At 36.2% G+C, this 11,484-nt stretch carries 9 protein-coding genes; all 9 read right to left on the bottom strand.

Features of this window, described 5'->3' with window-relative positions:
* Positions 1-225 precede the first annotated feature (225 nt).
* Positions 226-1,503, bottom strand: coding sequence for a hypothetical protein (locus Q4557_RS19320; RefSeq protein ID WP_303414917.1), 1,278 nt, complete (start codon positions 1,501-1,503; stop codon positions 226-228).
* Between the two features lie 511 nt (positions 1,504-2,014).
* Positions 2,015-2,677, bottom strand: coding sequence for a hypothetical protein (locus tag Q4557_RS19315; protein ID WP_303414914.1), 663 nt, complete (start codon positions 2,675-2,677; stop codon positions 2,015-2,017).
* Between the two features lie 584 nt (positions 2,678-3,261).
* Positions 3,262-4,263: a hypothetical protein gene (locus Q4557_RS19310; protein WP_303414911.1), complete on the bottom strand. Its 1,002-nt coding sequence runs from the start codon at positions 4,261-4,263 to the stop codon at positions 3,262-3,264.
* Between the two features lie 273 nt (positions 4,264-4,536).
* On the bottom strand, positions 4,537-6,108 hold the full coding sequence (locus tag Q4557_RS19305; protein ID WP_303414908.1) for a hypothetical protein: 1,572 nt from the start codon (positions 6,106-6,108) through the stop codon (positions 4,537-4,539).
* 467 nt (positions 6,109-6,575) lie between these two features.
* Positions 6,576-7,724, bottom strand: coding sequence for a hypothetical protein (locus Q4557_RS19300; protein WP_303414905.1), 1,149 nt, complete (start codon positions 7,722-7,724; stop codon positions 6,576-6,578).
* 315 nt (positions 7,725-8,039) lie between these two features.
* Positions 8,040-8,444 (bottom strand): hypothetical protein, encoded by a 405-nt coding sequence (locus Q4557_RS19295; RefSeq protein WP_303414902.1) that lies wholly within the window; start codon positions 8,442-8,444, stop codon positions 8,040-8,042.
* Positions 8,445-8,790: 346 nt separating this feature from the next.
* Entirely contained in the window at positions 8,791-9,597 is an 807-nt protein-coding gene (locus Q4557_RS19290; RefSeq protein WP_241903451.1) for an alpha/beta fold hydrolase, read from the bottom strand.
* 458 nt (positions 9,598-10,055) lie between these two features.
* The gene (locus Q4557_RS19285; protein WP_303414897.1) at positions 10,056-10,601 is read right to left on the bottom strand and encodes a GNAT family N-acetyltransferase; all 546 of its coding nucleotides are present in this window, start codon (positions 10,599-10,601) and stop codon (positions 10,056-10,058) included.
* Between the two features lie 80 nt (positions 10,602-10,681).
* Positions 10,682-11,290 (bottom strand): hypothetical protein, encoded by a 609-nt coding sequence (locus Q4557_RS19280; protein ID WP_303414895.1) that lies wholly within the window; start codon positions 11,288-11,290, stop codon positions 10,682-10,684.
* Between the last annotated feature and the right edge of the window lie 194 nt (positions 11,291-11,484).

The raw sequence follows: 11,484 nt of genomic DNA, 5'->3' as shown, positions 1-11,484 counted from the left end.
ACTCTATTGAAGGTGATATTAGATTATTGAGGGTAAATACAAATGACTAAACCTCGAGAGATATCCATTTCAAACACGTTTTGGGGCAAATACAAGTTAGTTCCCTAACCCACTTTTGGACAGAAGTGTTTTAGAATTAACGAGCTAGTTCTATAGCTTTGCTTGAACTTAACTAAGGTATTAATACAGATAAATCTATGTCAGATAAATTTGAAATACTGTTCCTTAGAGATTAGGACATGAAGAGTAAAGCTCATGTTTTATTTTTTGTATAGCGTCGTCTTCATCTTTCACACTAATGAGTAACTTAAGTTCATTTAAGCTATACTTAACCTCTACCCCACTTGAAATGTAATTGTAAACCACCTCACTAATAAACCCTTCAATAAAATCACCTTTCATTCCCTTAGATGAATTTATAATCAAATTAATTTTGTCATTACAATCGAAATATCTATTGTACTTACTATTCACGATTAATTTTTTGCACACTTCTACTGCTACATTATGGAATAGTGGATCTCTTCTAGTTTCCAAAGTGTTCATAATGTATAGGAAAAACTCTTGCAAGAGAAAAGCTTCTTTTTCCCTCCTAACTTTCCCAAAGTCTTCCTGGTCAACTGAAACTAGCACTTCTAATGCGTCACACACATATATTGATAGATATTCTAAAAACTTATAGCCATATAAATTATCACAACGACCAAATCTATTTACATGAGCTAGCACCCTTATGATATTATCAACTCTGCTTTCTTTAAAATTAGCTGAATACTCCTTGTTAAAAAGGTTTAATACTTCAAGCAGCCATTTCTCCTGCAACTCTGAATATCTATACATTTGAAAAAATTCATGCGAAATGTGCACTCCGCCACTATCTGATTTGTAATTAAATGCATTGAGATTATAGTTCTTCAACCAGTATCTTTTTACTGCGTTGCTTCTTGAGTATATCACTGATGTGGGGCTAAAAATCTTGCAAAAAACGTCCCTTGATTCTGAGTTATATTTATCAAAATATGAAATCAAGTTTGATGATATTCTTTTTTCGGTTCTCCAACCATTGCACATTCCAGTAATAACATCAGCTTTAAAGTTGGTTTTATCATTGCTGTCGTAATAAATACCTAGCAACTCATCCATATATATCTGCTTTTTTACTCTTGGATTCTTAATCAATACATAAGAAAAGAAATAGTAAATCGCAAATGCTAAACTCAGTATCAAAATAACTAAATTAGCTACCCTAACAGAATAAACAGTCGTAAACATACTAAACAGAGAAACAATATTTATTAATGCAAATATGACAAGTAAGTGATAAATCTTCACACCAAAAAACGTTTTGTATGACTTAATTAAATACTGGCCATAATCTATACCAATAACGGATTTGGATTCTGCAAGTGAGGTAAGGCCAATAATAGTCATGTTAATTGCAATAATTGCTAACCAAACACTTCCATCTGTAACCAGCTCATGTATATCTATAAATGAATTCACGACTAACCCTCAATAATTAGCTCACATAAAATCTAAATTTTTCAAAGAAAAATAACGGGTGTAAAAAATTTTTTTTTTTACTTAAATACGAAATAGACGGTATTTTTCTACATTCACATTCAGCCTATGTTGCTGTAATTCACTATGAAACTCAACAAATGAAAATCTGTAGTGTGAATCGAATGAGTAATTCTGGGAAAATCAAGAGAATATCAGCCAGCTTCTCAGTTATGTAAGAGGATGAATTGGCAAATTCATTCGCATTCAAAAAATTCATTTCGTTGCTGAGGCTAAGAAGAAATGGGGCAAATACAAGTTAGTTCCCTAACCCACTTTTGGACAGAAACTACTTAGAGTATTAAGTTTAGTCAGCATGCCTTGGATTAGAAAAAGTATCTTAATTCGCCTATTACCCTTCAAGTTAAATTTTACACTGATCCTATTTATACGGGGTTGTTCAACACTTGGGATAAGGACGCGGCTGCGCGCGGCCTATCCTTATTAGTTATACCTAAATTGCCTTCAAATCACATCGCATTTGTTCTCTTAATTTTAGAGATATATCTTTTGTGATTTCTCCTAATTCATTGAGCTTATTCTGATTTTCTTCAGCTAACGCATGATCACCGTGAACTGTAACTTTAACCAAGTCAGAAACCATTTTTGTGGACGTTTGAAAAAGCTGGTCATATAAAACTTGAAGCTCATCCAGGTATAAGGCAACTTGATCGCTTGCGGTTAAACGCAAAGTGTTGGTTTGAGAACGAATAATTTGAACTTCCTCAAAACCGTCATAGGTTAACTTCCCTATCTTTTCTTGGAATATAATAGTCGCTTCAGTTGCAGCCTGTGAATCATTTCTAACACAAGCTCTTTGATAAGCGTCATTGAATTCATTAATAATCGGAAGAACTATTTCTTGATAATCGTTTTGATGGCGATTATGCATGGCATCCATGTTTTTAAAATAATCTTCATATTGGGCGGTTTTCATTTCGAAAACCTTTTTACGACGCTCTAAATCTAAATCAAGTGATTGCTTCAGATTAATGAGTTCGCGTTGGTGCCGTTTTTTATTGAAGTAAAGAAATATCCCCCAAAAAACGTTTATTACACCAAAAGCCCAAAGAAAAAACTCTGGGTCATTTGATATTATTTTGAAAATGACATCCATGCTAGATAATGACCTTTAGGTAATCGTGGTAGAGGGGACCATTGCTGACCCGCGCCCACACAGCTCCTGACGTGCGGAATTACCGCATTCGGCTCTTCAGTTATATATTCGCTCGTGTAAAACACGACCCTAGTACCAGTCAATCAACACCAAACGCTTGCTGACTTTGATACTTTCAATTTTAAAATACTCTAACATCTTCTTGTAATTACTCCAGTTGAAACTTCGACGACCACTGCGTCTGTTCAGCCATTTGTACAAGTTATGCAGGACATAATCGTATACGTAGCTCTGGACTTCCCAGCTTCTAGCACAAGTAGAATGACATAGAAAAATCCCGTTTGTTCATCACTCACCAATGATTACCGAACCAAAACAGGATGAAAACGACGAACTAACTAGTCAATGTAAATCACACTGTCACTCAAATCTAATGCCTCCCTTGAAACGCTGTAACAATTTGTATATAACAACCTGATTATATTTACTTAATTCGGCCATACGGTTAACGTTAACATTTATAAAAATGGAATTTTCACCATGAAAAAATACTTATTACTCATTAGCTTTTCTAAACCAAAACATTAAGAAATAATTGCATTGGTTTTTTCTGGGGGCCTGAAATTGAACGGATTCAATTCATACAAAACAAACTCTTTAAACCAATTATCAACCTTTGCTAAAAGTTTTACCCCATCTTTTGCTGTTACAGAGGAAAGCTCATCTAGCTTATCTAACTCTACTAACTCATCGAGAGGCGATGAACGAACAAGATTATGTATTGACTTATTACGCGCATTACGCCAAGAATCAATATCATTATTAAGTTCAATAGGCATAAAATCTCTACTTTGTTGTATGAGCTTGGCGAAGCTCTTAGTTCCAGCTTTTTTCCCTTTGATATACATGACTAATGAAAGGCGATCAGATAGACAGCTTTCTTGAAGCGCAATCGCTTCAAGATTAAAGTTTTGATTTAAGGCTACATTTATCCGTTTTTTAATTTCTTCGAAACGCTCCTCTTTATTTACTAATGTAGAGTATGCAGAAAAATCTTCATCTGAAATATGTCTCGAAAGTTGTAGATTCACAATTAAAGACTGATAACCTTTAGTCGAATTTAATAGTTTAGTGAACTCTCTAAAAAATGTGTCAAAGTAAGCGCAAGTGTAAATATACTCTTGCTTAATCCACCATGAATAGAGCTTTTCATCTGTTCTAGGGATGTTTAAAACTTCATCACCGATTGCACTTATAATTTGATGAATGTTAAGAAAGTATGTGCAATGAAATAATACTGTCTGCCCTTCTGGGTACACTCGTTTTGCTTCAAGGGAAATATCATCAATAGGAGCCTCAAATACAATTTTTGATTTAATTTGCTGTTCATCAACAAAAGAAAGCATTAAATCTACCAATTTACGAGCATATTCAAGTTCCAAACCGTCTAACCATAGTGATTGAGCTAGCCCATAAGCAAAGTAATAACCATCGACGTATCCATCTTTGAAAAATTGAAATTTCTTCATCTCATCTAAGAGAGATTGCTGTTCTTCAAGTGAAATAGTAGCTAGATTTTTGTTCATATTTTTATATTTTTATATTTTCGACCATTTAAAATACAATAAATTAATTGTCAAAGTTAGGGTACTTAAATACATTCTGATAGCCAAATTGTATCTGTCAACTGAAACTGGCCACAGTGTTAAAGAGTGATGCTCTAACTCTTGGGCATAAATAAACTAGTTCCATAACCTGTTTCAGGACAACCCTGTGGTACATGATGGCGATTAAGCAACGTGTTACTTGAAATTATTGAGTACTAGAAAATAGATCTAGTGCTGATGTCATGACTATTACTATGTATTAAAAACCTTAGTTGTCACTAAAAAATCACTTTTTAGTAATTGTTGCACTTTATTTATAATGATATTTTCTTTAATCGTAAGCGGATTAGGCATAAGCGTTTTTGGGTTTCGTCCACTATCAGGTAGATAACCCAACAGTTTCGCATAGGATGTAACTTGTGAGCCCAAAGGGCCATAATAAGTATCAAACTGCTCTTCAACTAATTCCCTACTGGCTTTTTGACATAAACAGCAAACCTCAAAGAATAGCAACATCCACAATGGGCCACAACTGTATCTGGCATCCCTTAATACTTCCGTGTAGTGCTTTGTTGCAATAATATGTTCACCTATCACTAAGGCGTTTTGGGCCTTAATCCAATATTCAACCCAACTTGGTTGAAATGAAAGGCTTTTACTCCACTCTTTAATTGAAAATTGTTCTCCTTCGCCATAAACGAACTCAATGGTTTGAGGAATCTTATATACCTTATTTAAGGTTAAGGCATAACTATCTAGTACGTCTTGATATTCATTTAACTTAACCTTTGTCATCTCAAATATTTTCAATTTCTCCGAGTCAGGCAGTTCCTGTTCCACAATATAATCAATCACTTTACTGGCTGATTGCATCGTAGTGACACCCAATGATGGGTAACTGAATTTCTGATCCCATAATGGCTCACATTGGTTGTCATTTAAGTGAATATTAAGGTTATGGACGATGAATGCACCTAGAGCTGAAGCAGTAAAATAAGCATCGTCGCACTCAACTGGCGTCAATTTCTGCACTGGTAAAATCGTTTGTAGGTAGATGCGCCACTTAACTTTAGTAAAACGTGACAGTCGCTGGATTACCTGTTTAGTGGCAGTATCTACACTCCCGCCTTTTAAGCCAGTAAACTCTACGTCCTTGGTGGTCTTTGCTTCTGCATGATACTGACAAAGTTTATAGACTGAGCTACCCGCGTTAGCCAATAGTTCATCGATTAAGCGGCGCAGTGGCCAATCATCTTGTAGGGTCTGCTGCAACCAGTCCCTATCGCCTAATGCATGGTGAGATACTAGATTAATGACGATAGATTTTAGGACATTATTGACAAAATACTGATAAGTTTCGGGTATAGCACCGTGATCAACAACAAACTCTCGAACCCACTCTCGGTAGTATTCTAGTGCGTGTAGATAATATTCTTTCGCTAAATGAGATGTTTCAGGTTGAGGGTATCGCTCTTCTATAACCTGTAGCATGTAATTCTGAAATTCAGTAAACTCACGAATAGTGTTGAAATCATTTTTTGCATATTGAATGACGTATGCTCTGACAGTTTTAAGCAGTATAGATATACGCTTATTATCAGGAGCAAGTTGGCAAGTTGCACTAAGCAGATCTTGTATACTAGCCTGACCTTCTTTGTTGTCTTCCACCAAAGAGAAAGATGCCTCCAACGCCTGCCTACGTTCTTTTTCTGTTGCTGGAACATAAAATGTTGTTTCTAGCTTTTCATCACTCCATAAGCCCAACGAATCACAAACTACTTTATGAAACTCACCAAGAGTGGGAGCTTGTTTAATGCCTGACATGTTTACTCCTTAATAACGAAAAACCAAACATTAACAGATTCACCATTCCTTAATAGGCATTAAAACGTTTATTCCTTATGTGTCATATAGTTATAAGTTATTGCAACAAGCATTATTTGTATATTAAGTCTAACTGCACAGTCTGTCTATTTGTTCCACTTTCGGCTAAAATAAACTCATAATGGTAATACTTGTGTTGTATCTACACTTTGATATGAGAAATAGTAGGGCACAGTATCTCTCACTCTTTACTATTAATAGATTTGACTAAAACACTTTGGGGCAGTTCCGAGTCAGCAAAGATCAACTGACTCGTTGCTGGACATAAATGAGTCAGCCCACTAACCCGTTTCTGGACAAATTTAAGCTAGAAAATAACTTCTGCTCATATTATTTTAGATAAAATTTCGTACAAAAATGTCTAAACAATTGGCCAGATTCACCGTACTATACTCGTTATGTTTTGATTAAATCACTGCCCTTATAATACTTCTTTGCCCTACTTTATATAGGCCTTTAACGCTTTTATCTAATGTTGATGCACGTATAGCAAAGCCTTTATTCAGGACGTAATCGCTAAGCTGATTTGCATTGGATATTTCTAAGCTAGCATCTTTAGTGTTGCCCCCTTTACCTCCTTCTGAAACACGAAATGTATGTTTGCCTGTTTCTAAATTTTTGACGCGTACTGGGTACAATTTGTGCCCATCTTTGTGTAAAAGATAAAACTTATGAAAAAATAACTCTGAACTCATTTTAGCCTCCCTACTTTCATTTATTGGTTTGGCATGCTCAGCAACGTTAGATTGAGGATTGCTGGTTATATTTGTTGCCTCTTGATGGCCACTTTCAGCTAATGTCTCTTGTAATGGCTTAAGATTTTCTTCCGTTAATGGTGTCAATAATAGCTCATTAGCAACACGTTGTTTAATGGCACTTAATGCATCTAAAAATTTAGAACTCCCTTTACACCAATCATTAAAATGGCCATTTGCAGGAGAAGGATGGGCTACATGTACAAATGTTTTGTCGCCAAAACCATAACTCACATTATTGAGCCTCTTGAGCTCTGGATATTGCTTTTTAAAGACCTCAAAACACCCTGAGATGTATTTATCATTAACGCCAAGCATGATTATTAGTGATAGATGTTGTGGTAAATTAGATAAAAATTGTTCAGTACAATTATCGAAAATGTGTGGAACTTCTTTGAATGATTTAACGACTAAATCACCTGAACTGGAATGTTTTCCATCTTTATCTTCTCGCGTTAAACTACATCTAATCATTGACCCAAATGAAAAACGAGAATTTGGATTAGTGATTTCATTAGACACATGTTCATACGGTTCAAGCAGATGCAGTTTTTTTAATACTTCATCTAATCGATTTCGCGCTCCGCCACCAAAGGCAACATCTTCAAAATTACCAGTCTTATAAATATCAGTTTGTGTACTGCCTTTAGAAAACCCCAAAACCAATACATTTGGTTGAGAACCGCCCCAGGCACCTGGGTCATTTTTTAATAGCCACAGTGGATGAGGTTGAATGAGTTTAGTATCACAACCGTTAAAGCAACGCGCACAGTTAAGCATTCCATGCTGAGGTAGACTCATGAATATTTCCTAAAGATATCGTTATTTTAAAATGATTTGTTAGTTTCTTAAGTTTTTACTAAATATTAAAAAAGAGGAAATTTAAAAAAAGGGAGCCATATTTCAGACTCCCTCCGTGCTCTCCGGACACCTCCTTCGAGCGGCGAGGGGCACACTCCCCTCGGTCACACACACATTAAAAACGAATAATACTGCAAAAATCAAAGAGCACTTTGTAAATCATTAATCTGTTATTTCAATTACTTAAACAAAAAATAAAGGCTCAAGATCTGGTTAACCCGTTGAACTGTTTGGCTTGTTGCCATCTATAGTGTATTAATTATTTTCAGCACTAAGATCTTTAACCAATTTTTTTTGCGACTTTTTGAATTCATGCTGTTTACGAGCTATTTCATCCTTCTTAAGTTGGTCTTCAAGGTTATTTCGTACTTTCCTGAGTCCGCCTCTGTAATAACAATATGCGTCATTTTTATGCTCAATAGATGACTCTAGTTGAATAATTGGTTTTAACATGTTGCATAAGTGACCGATATGGCCTGATATTACCAATATCAAATCATCTTTATGACAGCTTCTATAAGCTTCAATGCTATGACTTGGCTTGATGTCACTTTCTTTCTCAACTAGGCGCTGATTTGTACATAAAAAGTCTGAATCGGCTTCCGACTGTACAGCACCAGAAAATAACAAACCGACGAAAAAAACGAATACTGTTTTCATAATCCACCCTAATATCATACAAACTGAAAGAATGAGCCTGACACTTGTATGGTGCGTATACCTGACAAAACACGCATGAATATTTAATGTAATTTATTATCTTAACCAAGTTTTACAAGGCATTGATTTATAATAACTCTATCAGGGTGTTGAAGAAATAACGAGAACACTTAATCTAAAAATACATATTGAAACAAATGCCATGTTTAAATTAGTGCCTATAATGGATTAGTGAAGCCGTACTAATTGACTGGTGATATACCTAATCATCGAGACTGTAACTAATTTTGTGTAACTGCCCCTCACCATATCTTGTGCCGGAGTCTAGATACCTCCGGCAATCCGATTAGTGTTTAATTCGATCCAGCAGAGCTTTAATTTCATTAATGACCATTTCTGGTTCATCATTTTGTGGATAATGATAGCTTTTATCAGTCAATACTATTTTACCTTTCGGAAAACTAAGTACCCAATCTGAATGCAATTGTCCCCACATCGTGCGAGCTTTATCGTTGAAAAATAGCACTGGAGGATTTTGATACTTTTTAACTGACGCAATGACTGTAACCGGAATATTAGGAATCTCAGGGTAATCAGGAAGTGGGCGTTTTGACCAAAAATCGAGATACTGGTTAGACATGCCATTTGCTTGGTCATCTAATTTTATTTGAGCGATTTCCTTCTCTGCTTTTTCCAAATCGATTTTTCTCATAATATCAACATCATGCTCAGAGGCAGGCTCAATCAACATTAATCCAGAAACCCATTCAGGATAGGTTGCAGAAAATCGTCTGGCAATATAAGCACCATATGAATGCGCAACATAAACTACTGGTTTTTTAATGTTTAAAACTTCAAGCAATAAACGAGCTTCCTCCGCATACTCTTCAGAGCTATAGTTTTTTCTGACTTTTTGCGAGCCACCATTACCGATCCGTGAATAGCGAATAACGCGGGTATCTTTAGCAAGTTTTTCAAATATAGGTTCCCAATCTGATAGCCCAGCAGTCCCACCTGCTTCTAGGAAAACAGTCTTTGAACCATTTCCTGCAATTTCGTATTCAACGTCATAACCGTTAACTTTTATAAAATTTGGTTTGGCTATAGCTTCACCAGCAATAAAAAAAACGATAAACAAAAAAACAAATCTCACGGGTTCTCCTTGAAGCACTAAATCTCGCATAGTGCGCACTTGAAACCAATTATTTAAGCCTCGCTTTAGCAAAGCTATTGATTAATAAGCACTCTAGCAAAGCCATGCTGAATAAACGAGCAAAAAGACTGAAAAGAGATTATAGATATTGATGTCATACCTAAAGTGGTCAGTAACTGTCATTTATCGATTACCAAAAGTAGGTCAACTGACTGGCTACTGTTGTGTGCTGCTTATCGTCTGCAACTCATAAAGGGGCAAAAACAACTTAGTCGCCCTAACCCACTTTGGGGCAAAAACGCGTTACGACAGCTAACCCATTTAGTGCTTACATTCCTATTAATATGGTTTTGTACTGATAACTTCTAAACAAGTGGCCAGATTTATTTAGCCACTACACTCGGGCTTGTTCAACACTTGGGATAAGGACGCGGCTACGCGCGGCCTATCCTTATCTGTTATGCGTAATTTTTGACGTACTTTGTCATTGCTGTTTCCGAGACTGACAAACCGTCGATTCTATATTGATCTTTGAACTCTCCAACAACATTGAACCCTGCTTTTAGGTAGAGGTTCTTTGCTGGGAAATTCTCTGATAATACACAAAGATCAAGCCAGTCAATTTCAGCTTTTTCTTGGCAGAAATGTATAACAGCATCAATGAGTCTTTGACCAAGACCTTGCTTCCGGCAAGAAACATCTACGCCCATACCTAATAGAACTCTGTGAGAACGGTTTTCATCACTGTGGTGGCGAAGATCAATATGACCTTTAATATTTCCAGAGGTGTCTTTTACAACCCAAAGTTTTCTCCAACCTAAGTCGCCAAACTGATGAGAAAAGCCTTGGATAAACTTATCTTTTGTTGCTTCTGGAATTTCACTTTGCTCTCTGGACATTGGCTGGAAAAGAGGAACTTCTCCATTACCATTTTCAGACAGCTGATTTTCTAGATACACAAAGAATGAATCTAAATCCAATTTTTCCGCTTCTACTACTTCCATCTAATTCTCGGTACTCCATCGATTACGCATAACGACCAAAGCAACGGCCGCACGTTAGTGCGTCAGATTGCCTTTGTTTGTTAGCTTTTGATGTGTGGGATTTTTACTGCCAGAAGTAATTTTAAATGCTTTTCGGTGCTCTTGCTGACAGATTCGCTCACCACACACCCTTTCCAGTTTATATCAAAAGCGTCATGGCTCTTCCATTTTTCATACGCATCTTGCATATTTCTATCATCACTTAGCCACATTGATGCCAGTATCACCCTATAAATAGCGTTGGTTTTGCTTGCTGAGACAACTGGTTCTGACTCATCTATCTCTATCAGTCTTTTTGTGTCATTTCGTATCGATTTAATTGCAATACTTGAGTTAAAAGACCCTCGTGTCTTTCCTTGTCTTATCCGCTTTGCTTCTAAAAGAATAATTATATTTTCATTTTTTAACTTGATTGCAGCATCGAGCCTAGCTGACCGCTTTCGCTTTTTATGAAGGCATTGTACCTCAGTCCAAGCAACAACATTGTCATAACCAGATAAATTTTGCAGAGCTTCAATAAAAGTCAAAACATGATTAAATTCATGAATGCCGCCATTGCCTTTCCCTGGAAAATACTCAGACATTCTGTGTTCATGGATTTCATGGCACTTTATAACAGCCCTTTCTAGAAGCTTAACAACACTGCTCAATGAGTTCTCCTTAACCTGATAAGAAAGCTAACGTCCGCCTAACACGCAATGTGTTGACATGGCTTTTTGCGTTGTTTACCAAAACCGTGACAACAAAACATTGTCCAAGTTAAGGCGCTTGTTGAACGAAGCCGCTGTGCGGCAGAAAAGATAAAAGCTCACCTTTATTCTCCCATCTTAAATACTTACTAGAC

It is taken from the genome of Shewanella sp. 5_MG-2023 (genome assembly GCF_030547465.1).
GTDB lineage: Bacteria > Pseudomonadota > Gammaproteobacteria > Enterobacterales > Shewanellaceae > Shewanella.
The sequence above is the reverse complement of the archived record's forward strand: the minus strand, read 5'-3'. Positions and strand labels throughout refer to the sequence as shown.

Bases quoted from the DNA above. Each gene is read 5' to 3' on its own strand.
- Q4557_RS19295 (WP_303414902.1), bottom strand. From the start codon at position 8,444: ATGAAAACAGTATTCGTTTTTTTCGTCGGTTTGTTATTTTCTGGTGCT.
- Q4557_RS19285 (WP_303414897.1), bottom strand. From the start codon at position 10,601: ATGGAAGTAGTAGAAGCGGAAAAATTGGATTTAGATTCATTCTTTGTG.
- Q4557_RS19300 (WP_303414905.1), bottom strand. From the start codon at position 7,724: ATGAGTCTACCTCAGCATGGAATGCTTAACTGTGCGCGTTGCTTTAAC.
- Q4557_RS19305 (WP_303414908.1), bottom strand. From the start codon at position 6,108: ATGTCAGGCATTAAACAAGCTCCCACTCTTGGTGAGTTTCATAAAGTA.
- Q4557_RS19310 (WP_303414911.1), bottom strand. From the start codon at position 4,263: ATGAACAAAAATCTAGCTACTATTTCACTTGAAGAACAGCAATCTCTC.
- Q4557_RS19315 (WP_303414914.1), bottom strand. From the start codon at position 2,677: ATGGATGTCATTTTCAAAATAATATCAAATGACCCAGAGTTTTTTCTT.